Below are 16,517 nucleotides of genomic sequence, written 5' to 3' on the forward strand. Positions count from 1 at the left end.
CTGATGATAGGCATACTCATCGTCGCGCACGGCACTTTGGGCGAAAGCCTGATCCAGTGCGCGACGCATGTATTAAGTGAGCGTCCGCCGTTGCTGGCGGCACTGGATGTCACCGCACAAACGCAGCTTAGCATGCTGGGCAAGGCAGAGAAATTACTGGTGGAGCTGGATCAGGGCGAAGGCGTATTGCTGCTGTCGGATATTTACGGGGCGACGCCTTGCAATACCATGTGTCGCTTGCTGGTTCCCGGGAAAGTGGAAGGCATTGCCGGAGCGAATCTGCCCATGCTGATGCGTGCCATTACTTATCGCGATGAGCCACTCGACCTGCTGGTGAAAAAAACCGTGGCTGGCGGACAGGAAGGCATTTTATATATCTCACCGGAGTTTTGTGATGCTGCAACAGGACGTTGAAATTACCAATAAATTGGGTTTGCATGCGCGCGCGTCGGCCAAACTGACACAAACGGCGGGGCAGTTTCAAAGCGAAATCTGGATTACGCGCAATCAGCGCCGGGTCAATGCCAAGAGCATCATGGGGGTGATGATGCTGGCCGCAGCCAAGGGCACGGTCATCCAGCTGGAGGCGGAAGGTCTGGACGAACAGCCGGCAATGACTGCGATCCTGGCTTTGATCAACGACAAGTTTGGGGAAGGCGAGTGAGCTTTACCCTGCATGGTATAGGCGTATCGGCCGGCATCGCTATCGGCGTGGCGCGGCTGGCTTCGCACAGCCGGATCGAAGTCGCGCATTACGTTTTGTCGCAGCAGTATCTGGACAAGGAAATCGCGCGGTTTGACGATGCCATCGCGGCGGTGCGCAAGGAAATGGAAGTGTTGCGCACCCAGATTCAGCCCAATGCGCCTGCGGAATTGCCGGCATTTCTCGACATGCATTTGATGATACTGAATGATTCCATGCTGTCGGAAGTCCCCAAGCAATTGATACGCAGCCAGCAATGCAATGCGGAATGGGCGCTGACGCAACAGATGGAACAGCTGGTCGCCCAGTTCGAGGCGATAGACGATCCGTATCTGCGCGAGCGCAAAACCGATGTGGTGCAGGTCGTCGAGCGGGTGCTCAAGGTATTGCTGGGGCATCCGGATAACCTGCCTTCGGAGGAAAGCAATCTGACCGACTGCATTCTGGTCGCGCATGATCTGTCGCCAGCCGACATGATCGGTTTCAAGCGCCAGCAATTCGCCGCATTCATCACCGATGCGGGCGGCGCGACTTCACATACCGCGATTCTGGCGCGCAGCCTGAATATTTCCTCGGTGATGGCGCTGCATAACGCGCTCAGTCTGATCCGCGATAACGAAATCATCATCGTCGATGGCGAGCAGGGTGTGGTCATCGTCGACCCTGACGATGCGGAGCTGGAAGAATATCAGCTGCGCAAGGAACAGTGGGAAATCGAGCATCAGAAGCTCAAGCGCATTACCACCAGCCGTGCAGCGACGCTGGATCGCGTCGCCATCGAACTGCACGGCAACATCGAATTGCCGCAGGACATCGCTGCGGTGAGGGAGTCAGGAGCGACCGGGATCGGGCTGTTCCGCAGCGAATTCCTGTTCATGAACCGCACCGATTTGCCCACCGAAGAAGAGCAATTCAGCGCTTACCGGGATGTGGCCGCCGCGATGAGCGGCATGCCGGTTACCATCCGTACGCTGGACGTGGGCGCCGACAAGCCGCTGGGCGGGCTTACCGAACATACGCTTAACCCTGCTCTGGGGCGGCGTGCGATTCGTCTGTGTCTGTCGGAGCTGGGCCTGTTCCATACGCAGCTCCGGGCCATCCTGCGCGCCTCGCATTACGGCAAGGTGAAGATACTGATCCCGATGTTGAGCAATCTCACCGAGCTGCGGCTGACCTACGCCGCGATAGATCGGGCCAAAGCCAGCCTCGCGGCGGAAAACATCCCTTTTGACGACGCAGTTGAAATCGGCGGCATGATCGAGATACCTGCGGCGGCATTGATGGCGTCTGCCTTTGCCGAGCGCATGGATTTCCTGTCCATCGGCACCAACGATTTGATCCAGTACACGCTGGCCATCGACCGTGCCGATGACAGCGTCGCCTATTTGTACGACCCGATGCATCCGGCAGTGCTGCAGCTGATCGCAATGACGCTGCGTGCCGGTGAAAAGGCCGGCAAACCGGTATCGGTGTGCGGGGAAATGGCCGGCGATCCCAAACTGACGCGCCTGCTGATCGGGCTGGGATTGCGCCGGTTCTCCATGCAGCCGTCCAGCCTGCTCAGCGTGAAACAGCAGGTGCTGAAGACCGACTGCAGCGAGACCACGATACTGGTGCAAAAGATACTCAAGGCCACCGATACCGACAAGCTGGAAAATCTGCTGGCGCGATTGAATCAGTAAGCGCTTTGCGGCGGCTCGTCCTCTTCAAGACTGTCGATGATCGGGCAGCCGCGCCCTCCTGTCGTAGTCGTACAGGAGGTGATCAGGGCTTTGAGCGTTTCCTGGATCGCGGCAAGGTCAGCCATCTTCTCTTCAACTATGGCGAGCTTGGCTTCGGCCAGCTCCCTGGTTTCAGTACAGTGTTTGTCATCCGCAAGTCCCAGCAAAAGCCTGATCTCGTCCAGTGAAAAGCCGAGGTGCTGCGCGCGCCTGATAAAACGCATCTGTTTCAGGTTTTCGCCGGTATAGCGGCGGATGCGCCCATAGTCGCGCATCGGGGTCGGCAGCAGGCCGATGCGCTGGTAGTAGCGGATGGTTTCCACGTTGACGTTGCTCGCCTTGGCGAGCGCGCCGATAGTGAATTGATCGTTAATCATAAAACCCTCTTGATTCCGTACCTGACTCCGTACTTAAGCTTAGCATGTCTTTTATCAAAGGAGAAAGTCGTGGGAATGAACTCAACTAAATCCGGGGCGTATTCCCTGGTTGCCGGGGGTATAGCGGCTATCCTGGCTTCCGCATGCTGTCTGGGTCCGTTGGTGCTGGTGCTGCTCGGGTTCGGTGGCGCCTGGATGTCCAATCTGCAAGTGCTGGAACCCTTCCGTCCGTTCACCTTGGCTATTGCCATCGTGTTTCTGGCATTGGCCTATCGCAAGCTATGGCAACCGGTAACGCCATGTCAGCCCGGCACCATGTGTGCCGTGCCTCGTACCCAGCGCATGTATAAAGCTTTATTCTGGCTGGTGGCGCTGCTGGTTGCCATATCGATTGTTTCCCCTTACGTTGCCCCCTTTTTCTACTAGGCGCTATCATGAAAAAAATCCTCTCGTTTTTTGCCGCATCCTTAATCGGAATGATGTTCTTTTCCTCGTCGGCACTGGCCGCTATCAGGACGGTCACGTTGAGCGTACCCGGCATGTACTGTGCGGTATGCCCGATTACCGTGAAAAAAGCTTTGCAGAAAGTACCGGGAGTGTCCAAGGTTGATGTGTCTCTGGAGAAGAAAGAAGCCGTGGTGACCTTTGATGATGCCAAAGCCACCATTGATAACATGCAGGATGCGACATTTGAAGCTGGCTACCCATCCGAAGTCAAGGGAGCCAAGGCGAAATGACACAATACGTACTGAATGTGACAGGCATGAGCTGCGACCATTGTGCGTCGTCCATTGAGAAGAATTTACGTGTCATGGACGGCGTGCAGCAGGTGCAAGTATCCTTTGCCGAAGCCAGGGCGTGGATTGATGCTCGGGACACGGTACGAGCAGAGAATGTGGTGGCGGCTATCCAGGCACTTGGCTATGGCGTGACTGTAAATAGCAACGACGCAACTGGCGGTCTCAGCGGTTCCGGCCTGCGAATGGCGATTATCGGCAGTGGCGGGGCAGCCTTTGCTGCAGCCATCCGAGCGGCGGAAGGCGGTGCACAAGTGACGCTGGTCGAACGAGGTGTCACCGGCGGTACTTGCGTCAACGTTGGCTGCGTACCCTCCAAAATCATGATCAGGGCCGCGCATATTGCGTACCTGCGCACCAGCAGTCCGTTTGATGCAGGTCTCGAAGCCGGTACGCCGCGCGTGAACCGCAAGGCATTGCTGGCACAGCAGCAGGGGCGGGTGGAAGAGCTGCGCCATGCCAAGTACGAAGGCATATTGGACAGCAACCCGAATATCAGTCTGGTGCGCGGTTTTGCGCGCTTCAAGAATGCGCAAACCTTGTCGGTCGATTTGGATACGGGAGGCAGTCGCGAGATTGTTTTTGATCGTGTGTTGATCGCTACCGGCGCGTCGCCGCGTATTCCCGATGTGCCGGGTCTGGCAGATACACCGTACTGGACCTCGACCGAGGCGCTGGTGGCCGAGGACATGCCGCAACATCTGCTGGTGTACGGCGGTTCGGTGGTGGCGCTGGAGCTGGCGCAGGCGTTCCTGCGGCTGGGTAGCCGGGTGACACTGATTGCCCGTTCCGGTTTGCTGTCGCAGGAGGATGCCTTGATCGGGGCGTCGCTTGCCCCGCTGCTGGAAGCGGAAGGCATGCGTGTACTCACAGAGCAGACCGTGAAAAGTGTCAAACATGCCGAGGGTCAATTTACCCTGGATCTGGGTGGCGAGTCAGTCAGCGGCGACCGCTTGCTGGTAGCTGCCGGACGGGTGCCGAATACCGCCGGGATGGGGCTGGAAAGTATAGGTGTCAGGTTAAATGACAGTGGTGCCATCGTTGTGGATGAGTGTTTGCGTTCATCCGTGGCAAATATTTTTGCGGGTGGCGACTGCACCAGCAATCCTGCCTTTGTGTATGTGGCTGCGGCAGCAGGTACACGTGCTGCCGCCAACATGCTGGGCGGCAATGAGGTGCTCGATCTCTCCATCGTACCGGCTGTGGTATTTACCGATCCTCAGGTGGCTACAGTGGGCATGACTGAGGCTGATGCCAAGAGTAAAGGCTTTGAGGTAGAAACCCGTGCCCTTACACTGGATAACGTGCCGCGAGCGCTGGCTAATTTTGACACCCGTGGTTTCATCAAGCTGGTGGCAGACAAGGCAAGCGGACGCTTGCTCGGCGTTCAGGCGCTCGCGCCGGAAGCGGGCGAATTGATCCAGACGGCGGCGCTCGCCATTCGTTCGCGGATGACGGTAAAGGAACTGGCGTCTCAGTTTTTCCCCTATCTGACCATGGTCGAAGGCCTCAAACTGTGCGCGCAGACCTTTGACAAGGATGTCAAACAGCTGTCGTGTTGTGCCGGATAAAGACCGGCCGGACTAAAAATCATGCCGACGCCAGCCGTAAGCCGGTATCGGCACACACATCTGACAGCATGGCCGCCGGTTTAGGTAAGGCAGGCAATTAATGTTTGCCCGGATCCAGCTTCACTCCGCGTCGCTCCTCGGTAATGTAGGCCTGCAGTGCGATCATTTTGTAGTCGTCGGCGGCGAGCGCCTTACCTTCCAGCGGATTGCGGATGCACCAGTTAATCATTTCCCACATGGGTGCTACCTTGCCGAGCTGTTTCTGGAATTTCGGATAGGTTTCCGGATGCGTATTCGCGGCATTGGGATGGCACTGTACGCAAGCCACGCCGTTGCTGCCCAATTTGGAGCTGGTCCAGAGTTCGCGGCCATCCTTGACCACTTTCGCATATTGTTCCTGCCAGCGATTCAAATCCGCCTGTGTGAATTCATCCGCCTGTGCCGGCGCAGACAATACGCCCGTCAGGCCCGTCACGACTATCCACAAGACAGCAAATTTCAGTTGTTCGAAATGCATGGTCTCACTCCCTAATATCCTTAATATTGGGTTTGCGGTGGAATACGCTTGTCCGGCGACTGGAATACGGTATCCTCAGGTTCGCCGGTTTTGGTATTGAAAGCCACGGTACGGCTGGTATTGCTAAACAGGTTATAGCGCATGTCCACATTGCCGTTCGCCATGTTAATAAATTGCCAGCCCGTTGCATCCCGCTCGAAGAACGGGTCGGCACGGTTCATCGGCACCGTGAGTTTTGGCAGATATTGTTCAGCTTGCGCATAAGTGGAAGGGTAAGGCCAGGGCCAGGCGGTCGACATGACGGAGTTGAAGCTGATGTTGCCGATCTGGTTGTACTGTATCTGATGCACATGCCCATACAGCACGGTCACCTTGTTGAACGGCCGCAGTAGCGCCTGCACCTGTTCGGCATCGTCCGTCCAGAAATTCCAGTTCTTGTAGATTTTTTGTAACGGTGAATGGGAGACGACGACGATGGGCGTGGTTTTGCTGATTTTTGCCAGATCTTGCTTCAGCCATTCACGCTGCTTGTCGCCGACCATGAACGGTGATCCGTTAGGATTGTCCAGATCAGCCATTTCCAGCATGCGCTGTTCGGCAGTGGGCCAGCGTTTGTAAGTCCAGTCGTCATAGGTAAGAATGCTGTTCAGCACGACGAAATGCACGCCTTTGTGGTCAAAGCTGTAGTATTGCGGCCCGAACAGTGTTTCCCAATATTGCCCGAGATCCAGGTAATAGTCGTGCTCGCCCATTACGTGATAAACCTTGTTGCCGCGCAACGCGGAGAGGATTTCAGCGCCGTGATCCAGTTCCGCTTTTTTGCCGAGCTGGGCAAGATCTCCACCAAACAGTATGAAGTCGGGTTTGGGTGTAAGCAGGTTGGTTTCCGCTACAGCGCGGATCAGACCACGATCCCAGTTGTTCACGAACTTGGTGCCCTTGATTTGTTGGAGATGCGCATCAGATATATAGGCAAAGCTGAAGTTTTGTGTCGTGTCGGCAAACACCAGTTCTACCATGCTGACAGGCAATGCGCTTGCTGCCGCCAGCACACCAGCACCTTTCAGGAAATCCCGGCGATTGATTGATTTGTTCATGCTCATCCCCCTATTTCTTGGCGGTTTTGACAGTTTTTGCATATTCCGGACTGGTCAGTGCCCCATAAAAGCAACCAGATCCGAAATCTGCCGTTCGCTCAAATTCAACGGGCGGATGCCTCCACTCAAGAAATCATTGACCCGATCGCCTTTTCTGGTAACTCCGCCATTGTTATAGTGAACGACCACTTCCTTCAGGGTTTTCAAGCTGCCGTCGTGCATGTAAGGCGCTGTCATGGCGATATTGCGCAGTGTCGGGGTTTTAAACGAACCCATGTCGTCCAGCGTATCGGTCACTGCAAAACGTCCCAGATTTGAGGTTTTTGGATTGCCGAGCACAGCTTTGTCCACATCACCACCTTGCATTTTGGCTTTGAGGAATTCGCCTGCCAGGCGCGGTACATCCTTCTGCATCTGGTTAATGCCTATGCCGATATTGTGGAAGCGATTATCGGTGAACAATGCCTGATCCTGCTCGACTGTATGACAGGAAACGCAACGACCTTGATCCATAAATACCTTGAAGCCGCGAATTTGTGCTGCCGTCATCGCGTTCTTGTCGCCGCCGAAATAATAATGGTCAAAAGGTGAATTTCCCGCAACGATAGTGCGCTCAAAACTGGCGATGGCCTTTTTTACTTCTTCCATCGTCAACTGCTCGCCACTCTTACCGAATACCGTTTTAAATGCCTGTACATATTCGGGATCTGTACGAACCAGTTTAAGCACCGGCTCATGATTCGGCAGCCCCATTTCTACCGGATTAATCATGGGGTCTTTGGATTGCTCTTCCAGACTGGGTTCTCGCCCATCCCAAAATAGTCGATGAAAATACGCCGCATTTATCACGGTCGGGGCGTTGCGGGTACCCTTGAGTTTATTGATGCCCCGGGAAACCGGCAGCGGACTGTCAGTAAAGGTTTTTTTGGCATCATGGCAGGTGGCGCAGCTTACCTGCCCGGTGGAACTGAACCTCGTGTCATGGAATAACTTGTCCCCAAGCTTGATTTTTTCAGGGCTTTGTGGATTGTCCGCCGGAATGGGGACAGGCGGCAGACCCAGTGGCGTAGCCATTGCCGCCAGGGAGATCGATATTGCTGTAATTGTCGATGCACCAGAAAAACAAGCCTTCATATCAGCAACTCCTTTACAGGACATGGTTGAAATGCATAGCGGCTAAAATTTTGAGTATAGGATGGTCAAAGATTCCTGCAAGGTAAAAAATGAAGAATTTTTCATGACAATGAAATTCAGTATGACTTATAAAAATCAGAAAGATAAAATCATTCCGTCATGGAAACATGGATTGCATAATAGGTCTAGTGCGATGGTGTTAACAGCGTGTCGCAAGCCTTTTTATCGTTTATTTCATCAGCATGTCATTCGCTAAACGGTAGATCATGCCTTCCTCATCGGCAGGTATGATCAGTATCGGTTTGCTGTCACTAGCGCTAATTCGCAGTTCATTGCCGGAATTGGCATTGGTGTTGAGCTGGAACCCCAGGAAGCGCAAGGGTTCACATACCTTGGTGCGTATCAGCGGCGCATGTTCGCCGATGCCGGCGGTGAATACCAGCGCGTCGATACCGCCGGCCTTGGCCGCGAGTGCGCCAATGGTACCGCGCACCTGGCGGCAGAAATAGTCAACGGCAAAACGGGCGGCTGCGCTGTCGCTGGCAAGCAGTTGCGCCATGTCGCTGCTTTCGCCATCGGATAGCGCGATCAGGCCCATGCGGTGATAGACCAGATCGCTGAGTTGCGCCGCTGTATGGCGCTCGGCGAGCGCCAGCATCACGCCGGGGTCGAGATCACCGCTGCGCGTACCCATCGGGATGCCGCCTGCGGGGGTGTAGCCCATCGTGGTGTCCACCGATTGCAGGTTTTGCAGCAGGCACAGGCTGGCGCCGTTGCCGAGATGCGCCACCACGATGTTGCCGGTGGCAGCATCGCCCAGCAGTGCGGGCAGACGCTGTGCGATATGGGCGTAATTGATGCCGTGAAAGCCGTAGCGGCGCAATCCATACGCTTGCGGAAGCGGTAGCCGCTGCGCTGCTGGCGGCATGCTGGCGTGAAATGCGGTATCGAAACAGGCGATCTGCGGCACGTCAAAACGCTCGCGGCATAAATCCACCCCCAGCAAATTGCCGGGCAGGTGCAGCGGCGCCAGCGGGATGAGCGCTTCCAGCCGGGCGCGCTCGGTGGCGTCGATCAGCCGTGCCGGCATCGTGACTTCACCGCCGTGCACCAGCCGGTGCCCGATGGCTAGGGGCGTGTCTGTGCCCAGATCGCGCAGCAGGGCGTCGAACGCTTCACGGTGGTCGTGCGGGAAACCCTGGCCGATATGTTCATAACGAAAATCCCGGCGCGTACCGTCACCGTGGAACAGGCTGGCCTTTAGCGACGACGAGCCGCTGTTGATGGTGAGGATGGCTGCTGATTCGGACATCAGTAGGGCCATTCCCAATCGCGGATGGACGGCATGTCTTCGCCATAACGCTCGATATACTGCTTGTGCTCGATAATGCGATCATGCATGGCCTGCTTGATATGTGCGGCGCGAGGCTGCATCTTCGGCACGCGATTCATCACGTCGATGACCAGATGGAAACGATCGAGATCGTTGAGCACCACCATGTCGAACGGCGTGGTGGTGGTGCCTTCCTCCTTGTAGCCGCGCACATGCATATTAACGTGGTTGGTGCGGCGATAGGTGAGGCGATGAATCAGCCACGGATAGCCGTGATAGGCGAAAATCACCGGCTTGTCGACAGTGAATAGCGAATCGAAATCCATGTCCTTGAGGCCGTGAGGATGCTCTTCCGCGGGTTGCAGTGTCATCAGGTCGACGATGTTGACTACGCGTATCCTGAGTTCGGGCACCCACTGACGCAGCAGGTCTACCGCAGCCAGCGTCTCCAGCGTGGGCACGTCGCCGCAGCATGCCATGACGACATCGGGCGCTTCCTTTTGATCGTTGCTCGCCCATTCCCAGATGCCGATCCCCGCCGTGCAATGCTTGATGGCAGCATCCATCGACAACCATTGCGGCGCAGGCTGCTTGCCGGCGACGATGACGTTGACGTAATTGCGGCTCCTGAGACAATGGTCGGCCACCGAGAGCAGGGTATTGGCATCGGGGGGCAGGTAAACGCGGATGATGTCGGCTTTCTTGTTGACCACATGGTCGATGAAGCCGGGGTCCTGATGCGAGAAGCCGTTGTGATCCTGCCGCCACACGTGCGAGGTGAGTAGATAATTGAGCGAAGCGATCGGCCTGCGCCAGGGAATCTGCTGACTGGTCACCTTGAGCCATTTGGCGTGCTGGTTGAACATCGAATCAATGATGTGGATGAAGGCCTCGTAGCAGGAAAAAAAGCCATGCCGGCCGGTGAGCAGATAGCCTTCGAGCCAGCCCTGGCAAGTGTGTTCAGACAGTATCTCCATGACGCGACCATCCGGGGCGAGATGGTCGTCGGTGTCCAGCCGCTCGGTTACCCAGGTGCGGTTGGTGACTTCAAAGAGCGCACTGAGGCGATTGGATGCCGTCTCGTCCGGGCCGAATACACGGAAATTCTCCATGTTGCCTTGCATGACATCGCGCAGGAAGCTGCCGAGTACGCGCGTGGCTTCTGCCTCGCTGTGGCCGGGTTTCGGCACCTCGACGGCATATTCGCGGAAATCCGGCAGGCGTAACTCATGCAGCAATATGCCGCCGTTGGCGTGCGGGTTTGCGCCCATGCGCCGGGCATCGGCAGGCGCCAGCGCAGCGAGTTCCGGCAGCAGGGTGCCGTTGCTGTCAAACAGCTCCTCGGGGAGATAGGATTTCATCCAGGATTCGAGCAGCTGCACATGAGCAGGCTTGGTCGCCATCTCGGAGAGCGGCACCTGATGCGAACGCCATGACCCTTCGGTCTGCAGGCCATCGACTTCCTTGGGGCCGGTCCAGCCCTTGGGCGAACGCAGAATGATCATCGGCCAGGACGGGCGGGCCGTATTGCCGTGAGTACGTGCCTGACGCTGGATTTCCCTGATTTCGGCGATTACGGTGTCGATGGTCGCCGCCATTTTCTGATGCATGACAGCCGGCTCGTCGCCTTCGACAAAATAAGGCTTGTAGCCGTAGCCGGTAAACAGCTGCGCCAGCTCGTCGTGGCTGATGCGTGCCAGCACGGTGGGATTGGCGATCTTGTAGCCGTTCAGATGCAGTATCGGCAACACCGCGCCGTCATTCCTGGGATTGAGGAATTTGTTGGAATGCCAGGCTGTCGCCAGCGGCCCGGTTTCCGCCTCGCCGTCGCCGACCACGCAGCAGGCAATCAGCTCGGGATTGTCGAATACCGCACCGTAAGCATGGGATACCGCATAGCCGAGCTCGCCGCCTTCGTGTATCGAGCCCGGCGTTTCCGGCGCTGCATGGCTGGGTATGCCGCCGGGGAAGGAGAACTGGCGGAACAGCTGTTTCATCCCGGCTTCGTCTTGCGAGATATTGGGATAAAACTCGCTGTAGCTGCCTTCCAGATAAGTGTTGGCGACCACCGCCGGGCCGCCGTGACCCGGGCCGGCGATAAATATCATGTTGAGGTCGTCGCGGCGGATCACGCGATTCATGTGTGCATAAATGAAATTCAGCCCCGGCGTCGTGCCCCAGTGCCCAAGCAGGCGCGGCTTGATGTGCTCCAGCGTGAGCGGCTGTTTTAACAGCGGATTGTCCAGCAGATAAATTTGCCCGACCGAGAGATAGTTGGCGGCACGCCAGTAGCGGTGGATGAGGTCGAGTTCGCTGGCGGAAAGCGGTTGCTGTAGTTGCATCATGCCTGTCTCCGGAATGGTGATGTCGTTTTAGTATAAACCTTTAATGTGACATACCCGTGTTCGGCGAGTCACTCAGCTTCTGCCGACCAAATCGAATAGCCCGGAATCTATGAGTGCTTGAATGCGTGCTCGAGATATTCCTTGAGCATGAGCGCATGGTTATGTTCACGGTCTTTTGCGCCATAAACGAGCGTCACTACGCCCTGCCGCACATGTGCGGCGAGCTGCTCGACGGCCTCGGGATTCTCGCGGAGCTCCTGAAAATAACGCTCGCGAAACGCCATCCACCTTGACGGGTCATGTCCGAACCACTTCCGCAGCTCAGGGCTGGGTGCGATGTCCTTGAACCACAAATCGACATGCGCCGAATTTTTGGATACCCCGCGCGGCCAGAGCCTGTCCACCAGGATGCGGAACCCGTCGTCAGGCTCGGGTGGTTCGTATGCGCGTTTCAGAAGGATGGTCATGGGCGTTGGCATTGGGCATTACATGAGTGGTTTAGGTGCCTATTTGTAAATTAGTCGAGTTCAACCTCAAATTCAAGAGGAATGCGAATGCTGTTCGCAGTCGCGCGATGGCCGTCATCAATCTTCCTGGTACTTCCGCTTGAGTCTGCCGGATGGATGGTTTGCCCATCATCCCGATAGCCTGTAGAATTCAGGCTGAAATAATTTAATTCACTATCAGATAGTCCAATGTAATTTCCTGCCTTCCTTCGCCTCATGTTGCGCCGCCCGTCTGTGTCGGCGCAATGCCATTGCTGTAATTCAACTGTATGGACACCTTGCCATGATGATGGTGCGGTGCGATTTTATTTCGAGGTAGGCATGAATCCGCAAAACTTTTCAGAAATTAAAACCAATGTATTGAGCGGCCTGATCGTCGCGCTGGCACTGATTCCCGAGGCCATTGCCTTTGCACTGGTGGCGCATGTGCATCCTCTGGTCGGGCTGTATGCGGCTTTTATGGTAAGCCTGATTACGTCGCTCATCGGCGGGCGTCCGGGGATGATTTCCGGTGCGGCCGGTTCGCTGGCCGTGGTGATGGTGGCGCTGGTGGTACAGCACGGTGTGGAATACCTGTTAGCCACCGTCGTACTGATGGGCGTGCTGCAAATCATTTTCGGACTGCTGAAATTCGGTAAATTCATTCGCATGGTGCCGCATCCGGTGATGCTGGGTTTCGTCAATGGTCTGGCCATCGTGATTTTCATCGCGCAGCTGGGCCACTTCAAGGTCGCCAATGCCGACGGTACGATGAGCTGGATGCATGGTACGCCGCTGTACACCATGCTCGGCCTGATCGCGCTGACACTGGCGATCATCTATTTATTACCCAGATGGACCAAGGCGGTGCCGTCCACCCTGGTGGCGATAGTGGCGGTCTCCACGCTGGTGATTGCTTTCGGGATAGATACCAAAACCGTCGGTGACTTATCCTCCATCAAGGGCGGCCTGCCGGTATTTCACATTCCGAGCGTGCCGCTTGACCTGGATACGCTGCGTATCATTTTCCCGTATAGCCTTATTCTTGCCGGCATCGGTTTGATCGAGTCGCTGTTGACGTTGAACCTGATCGACGACATGACGCAGACGCGCGGCAAACCGAATCGTGCCTGCGTCGGTCAGGGTGTTGCCAACGTGGTGACCGGATTTTTTGGCGGGATGGGTGGCTGCGCGATGATAGGGCAGAGCATGATCAACGTCACCAATGGCGCAGTTAAAAACATATCCGGCATCGCTGCCGCGCTGTTTCTGTTGAGTTTTATCCTGTTCACCTCGCAATGGATAGAAATGATACCGCTGGCGGCGCTGATCGGCCTTATGTTCATGGTGTCGGAGAAGACCTTCGAGTGGGGTAGCTTTCGCCTGTTCGGCAAGGTGCCGAAAGCCGATGTGCTGGTGGGATTGACCGTGGCGATAGTGACCGTGCTGAGCGACCTCGCCATGGCGGTGATCGTCGGCGTGATCATCTCGGCACTGGTATTCGCCTGGCAACACGCCCAGCACATCGAAGTGCGTGTCGGCACCGAAGAGCATGGCTGGAAAGTATATGACCTGCACGGCTCGCTGTTCTTTGCCTCGACCCAGAATTTCCTCGGGTTGTTCTCGCCCAAGGATGACCCCGCCGAAGTGGTGATCGATTTCAAAAACGCCCGCGTCAAGGACCATTCCGCGCTGGAGGCCATCGACCTGCTGGCGGAACGCTATGCCGAATTGGGCAAGAAGCTGCATCTGCGCCACCTCAGCCCGGATTGTCTGGAACTGCTCGACAAAGCCAAAGGCATGATAGAGGTGAACGTGCTCGAAGATCCACTGTATCACCCTGCGGATAACCGGCTTGGGTGATCGTCCCCGGTTGCTGATGCTATTCGGGATTGCGCGTTACAAGTCTATTAAATCATCATTAATACGATTGAACCCGCTTTTCAGGCGCTGAATTTCTTCCATCATATCCACGACCAGCGCCGCCAGCTCCGGGTTGGCGTCAAAGCTGCGCTCGACGTTGCGCAAGCGGCGGGTGCGCGTGAGCTCGGCGCTGGTAAAACAGTTCCGGCTCAGGTCTGTAGCGGGAGCGCAAAGCAGGCCTGCCTGTACCCGCTCGATAATCCATTCCTGGCTGACGCCGCAGCTATGCGCAAGGTCGGCGAGATTGAGCCGGCAGTCGTCGATGATGATAGCGGTGATGGTCATGGTTTAGCCCCCCATTTTGGCGCGTGGGTTGAAGGCGAGTTCGCGTGCCATGGTTTCGTATAGTTTGCGTGCTGCTTCGGTATCGGCTGGTGGCAGGGCGATCTCCAGCAGCAGGTACAGGTCGCCTGCCGGGTCGCCCGGTATGCCGCGTCCCTTGAGGCGCAGCTTGCGTCCGCTCTGGGAATTGGCAGGGACTTTGACTTGCACCGAACCGGATGGCGTGGCGACTTCGATACTGGCGCCGAGTGCGGCTTCCCACGGTGCGACCGGCACGGTTTCATATACGTCGCGGCCTTCGGTGCGATAGCGCGGGTCGGGCCGGAACTGGATCTCCAGGTACAGATCGCCCGCCGCGCCGCCGCCGATACCGGGGCTGCCTTGCCCGCTCAGGCGGATGTGCTGGCCGGCCTTGACGCCTTTGGGGATGCGCACGTTGACCGCATGTTCCTTGGTATAGACATGGCCCTGGGCATCGACGGCCGGGGCTTGCAGGGAGATGCTGCGGGTGGCGCCGTCGTAGCTGTCCTGCAGTTCGATCACGATCTTGGCATGGTGGTCTTCGCCGCGAGCCTGATACTGACTGCGGCGCCTGCTGCGTCCGGCCTGGCCGAACAGATTGGCGAAAAAGTCGCTGGCGCCGCCCATCTCACCATCGGAGAAGCCGCCGCCTGAAAATTCGAAACCGGCATCCCAGTTCGGCGGCGGCTGGAAATCCTGCCCGGAACGATAGCCCTGACCGAGCTGGTCATAGGCGGCGCGTTTTTCCGGGTCGGACAGCACTTCGTTGGCTTCGTTGACTTCTTTCATCTTTTTCTCGGCATCGGCTTCCTTGCTGACATCGGGATGGTATTTGCGCGCCAGTTTGCGGTAGGCTTTTTTGATTTCGTCTGCTGTGGCGGTTTTGGTGACGCCCAGTATCTGATAATAATCCTTGAATTGCATTTTTACTCCTGATGATTACCTGAGATAAACGTATACGAGTGATATCACTCCGGTAAAGCTGAGCCATAGCGCGGCAGGCATCACGCTGCGGTTGCGTGCCATAGCGATCGCATAGGCTGCCTTGAGCAGGTTGTTACTGGCGGTGGCGATGAGGATGGCGGCAGTAATCACGTTGAAATCGATGCTGTATTTGCCCGCGAGCAGCGCAAGAATAAACGGGTCGATGTCACTGAAGCCAATCGCAAAGGACAGCCAGTGCAAGCCGGCTGTACCGTAATTGCTGATGACCGCTTGCGTCAGCCCGGCGAAAAATACAAATAATACGGCAAACAGAATTGCAGTGGAAAATTCAAGCGGATGGCGTACGGGCGTAGCGATATCGTCAGCCTTGTCGCCGGTATTGGCGATGCGGCGGTACAGCAGCCAGGCGATCAGCGCGGATAGCGCGATGAGCAGCGCAAAAGGGATCGCCAGCCGCAGCGCGATGGCGGTGTGGCCGAGAATGATGATCAGCACCATCAGGCGCAGATACATCATCGCCGTCGCCAGGATGATGGCCGGGGAATACAGGTGGTCTCTGGCACTGGCGCTCTGCGCGCGCCGGCTGAGAACCACCGTGGCTGCGGTACTGGAATACAGCCCGCCGAGAATGCCGGCCAGTAGCACGCCGTTATTGGGGAAGAAGTAGGTTTGTGCGACATAGCTCAGGTAGGAGATGGTCGATACCACCACGACCGACAGCCAGAGCTGGCTGTAGGTGACGCTGATGAAACTGGCGATGGGCTGCTCGGGCAGCATCGGCAGTATCAGCCCGGCCATGATCATGAACTTGGCCAGGGTCACGGCTTCGGTGCTCTGGAACGTATCGGAAAAGCGCCGGATACCGGGCTTGCCGCCGAGCAAGAGCAGCACGACCACTACATACAGGATCAGCAGCCACAACGGCTGTTGCAGCGCGAGCGGCCCCAGCAGGTAGGTCAGCATGGCGATGAATGTCGGCAGCAGGCTCTGCTCCCCGGCTGCCAGCCGGTTCCAGTATTGCAGCGCCAGCAAGCCGGTGATGATGAATAACCCGCCCATGAACAGCCACAAATGCGGGTCGAGCACGGCCAGCACGAATCCCATCACCGCCAGCAGGGTCAGTGTGCGGGTGGTGCCGAAGCCGAGATCCTTGTTGCGCGCACGTCGGTAGCTGTGTACTTCCAGTCCGATGACGAATCCGAATAAGGCAGTGGCGATGAAAGCTTCGAGCAGAGGAGGGATTTCAGGCAAAGTGAACATGGTTGT

The 16,517-nt window shown here is 56.8% G+C and carries 17 protein-coding genes; 7 read left to right on the forward strand and 10 right to left on the reverse strand.

Going from position 1 to position 16,517, the window contains the following annotated elements; all coding sequences use genetic code 11:
• Window positions 1-3 precede the first annotated feature (3 nt).
• Genes CAP31_RS04240 through ptsP form a run of 3 tightly spaced genes read left to right on the forward strand, consistent with a single transcriptional unit; the run spans window position 4 to window position 2,385 of the window.
• Window positions 4-414: a PTS sugar transporter subunit IIA gene (locus CAP31_RS04240; protein ID WP_087446400.1), complete on the forward strand. Its 411-nt coding sequence runs from the start codon at window positions 4-6 to the stop codon at window positions 412-414.
• Entirely contained in the window at window positions 395-664 is a 270-nt protein-coding gene (locus CAP31_RS04245) for an HPr family phosphocarrier protein (protein WP_087446401.1), read from the forward strand. The genes CAP31_RS04240 and CAP31_RS04245 overlap by 20 nt, the downstream gene beginning before the upstream one ends.
• Window positions 661-2,385, forward strand: coding sequence for a phosphoenolpyruvate--protein phosphotransferase (gene ptsP / locus CAP31_RS04250; RefSeq protein ID WP_087446402.1), 1,725 nt, complete (start codon window positions 661-663; stop codon window positions 2,383-2,385). The genes CAP31_RS04245 and ptsP overlap by 4 nt, the downstream gene beginning before the upstream one ends.
• Here ptsP and CAP31_RS04255 read toward each other — a convergent pair.
• Window positions 2,379-2,801, reverse strand: coding sequence for a MerR family DNA-binding protein (locus CAP31_RS04255; RefSeq protein ID WP_087446403.1), 423 nt, complete (start codon window positions 2,799-2,801; stop codon window positions 2,379-2,381). The genes ptsP and CAP31_RS04255 overlap by 7 nt on opposite strands.
• Window positions 2,802-2,876: 75 nt before the next feature.
• On the opposite strand from CAP31_RS04255, the gene merT reads away from it, so the two are divergent.
• From merT to merA, 3 genes are read left to right on the forward strand one after another with little or no spacing between them, the layout of a single operon-like run.
• Window positions 2,877-3,227 (forward strand): mercuric ion transporter MerT, encoded by a 351-nt coding sequence (merT, locus tag CAP31_RS04260; protein ID WP_087446404.1) that lies wholly within the window; start codon window positions 2,877-2,879, stop codon window positions 3,225-3,227.
• Between the two features lie 8 nt (window positions 3,228-3,235).
• On the forward strand, window positions 3,236-3,538 hold the full coding sequence (gene merP, locus CAP31_RS04265; RefSeq protein WP_087446405.1) for a mercury resistance system periplasmic binding protein MerP: 303 nt from the start codon (window positions 3,236-3,238) through the stop codon (window positions 3,536-3,538).
• Entirely contained in the window at window positions 3,535-5,169 is a 1,635-nt protein-coding gene (gene merA, locus CAP31_RS04270; protein WP_087446406.1) for a mercury(II) reductase, read from the forward strand. Before merP ends, merA begins: the two co-directional genes overlap by 4 nt.
• A 97-nt stretch (window positions 5,170-5,266) precedes the next feature.
• Here merA and CAP31_RS04275 read toward each other — a convergent pair whose 3' ends face one another.
• The 6 genes from CAP31_RS04275 to CAP31_RS04300 all read right to left on the reverse strand — a co-directional run bounded on the left by CAP31_RS04275 (window position 5,267) and on the right by CAP31_RS04300 (window position 12,062).
• The gene (locus tag CAP31_RS04275) at window positions 5,267-5,686 is read right to left on the reverse strand and encodes a hypothetical protein (protein WP_223247359.1); all 420 of its coding nucleotides are present in this window, start codon (window positions 5,684-5,686) and stop codon (window positions 5,267-5,269) included.
• 20 nt (window positions 5,687-5,706) lie between these two features.
• On the reverse strand, window positions 5,707-6,783 hold the full coding sequence (locus CAP31_RS04280; protein ID WP_087448251.1) for a metallophosphoesterase: 1,077 nt from the start codon (window positions 6,781-6,783) through the stop codon (window positions 5,707-5,709).
• 54 nt (window positions 6,784-6,837) lie between these two features.
• A complete protein-coding gene (locus CAP31_RS04285; RefSeq protein ID WP_223247360.1) occupies window positions 6,838-7,917 on the reverse strand; it encodes a cytochrome-c peroxidase in 1,080 nt (359 codons plus the stop codon).
• Between the two features lie 229 nt (window positions 7,918-8,146).
• The gene (locus CAP31_RS04290) at window positions 8,147-9,229 is read right to left on the reverse strand and encodes an acetate/propionate family kinase (RefSeq protein WP_223247361.1); all 1,083 of its coding nucleotides are present in this window, start codon (window positions 9,227-9,229) and stop codon (window positions 8,147-8,149) included.
• Window positions 9,229-11,595 (reverse strand): phosphoketolase, encoded by a 2,367-nt coding sequence (locus CAP31_RS04295; RefSeq protein WP_087446408.1) that lies wholly within the window; start codon window positions 11,593-11,595, stop codon window positions 9,229-9,231. The genes CAP31_RS04290 and CAP31_RS04295 overlap by 1 nt, the downstream gene beginning before the upstream one ends.
• A gap of 107 nt (window positions 11,596-11,702) precedes the next feature.
• Window positions 11,703-12,062, reverse strand: a complete 360-nt coding sequence (locus CAP31_RS04300; RefSeq protein ID WP_087446409.1) for a DUF488 domain-containing protein — start codon at window positions 12,060-12,062, stop codon at window positions 11,703-11,705.
• 360 nt (window positions 12,063-12,422) lie between these two features.
• On the opposite strand from CAP31_RS04300, the gene CAP31_RS04305 reads away from it, so the two are divergent.
• Window positions 12,423-13,943: a SulP family inorganic anion transporter gene (locus CAP31_RS04305; protein ID WP_087446410.1), complete on the forward strand. Its 1,521-nt coding sequence runs from the start codon at window positions 12,423-12,425 to the stop codon at window positions 13,941-13,943.
• Between the two features lie 36 nt (window positions 13,944-13,979).
• Here the strand turns inward: CAP31_RS04305 and CAP31_RS04310 are convergent, their stop codons facing one another.
• From CAP31_RS04310 to CAP31_RS04320, 3 genes are read right to left on the reverse strand one after another with little or no spacing between them, the layout of a single operon-like run.
• On the reverse strand, window positions 13,980-14,288 hold the full coding sequence (locus tag CAP31_RS04310; RefSeq protein WP_087446411.1) for a chaperone modulator CbpM: 309 nt from the start codon (window positions 14,286-14,288) through the stop codon (window positions 13,980-13,982).
• A 3-nt stretch (window positions 14,289-14,291) separates the two neighbouring features.
• Window positions 14,292-15,230: a DnaJ C-terminal domain-containing protein gene (locus tag CAP31_RS04315; RefSeq protein WP_087446412.1), complete on the reverse strand. Its 939-nt coding sequence runs from the start codon at window positions 15,228-15,230 to the stop codon at window positions 14,292-14,294.
• Window positions 15,231-15,245: 15 nt separating this feature from the next.
• Complete coding sequence (locus CAP31_RS04320) at window positions 15,246-16,511, reverse strand: DUF4010 domain-containing protein (RefSeq protein WP_087446413.1); 1,266 nt, start codon at window positions 16,509-16,511, stop codon at window positions 15,246-15,248.
• Window positions 16,512-16,517: the final 6 nt, after the last annotated feature.

The sequence above is a fragment of the Sulfuriferula sp. AH1 genome, assembly GCF_002162035.1.
Taxonomy (GTDB): Bacteria; Pseudomonadota; Gammaproteobacteria; order Burkholderiales; family Sulfuriferulaceae; genus Sulfuriferula.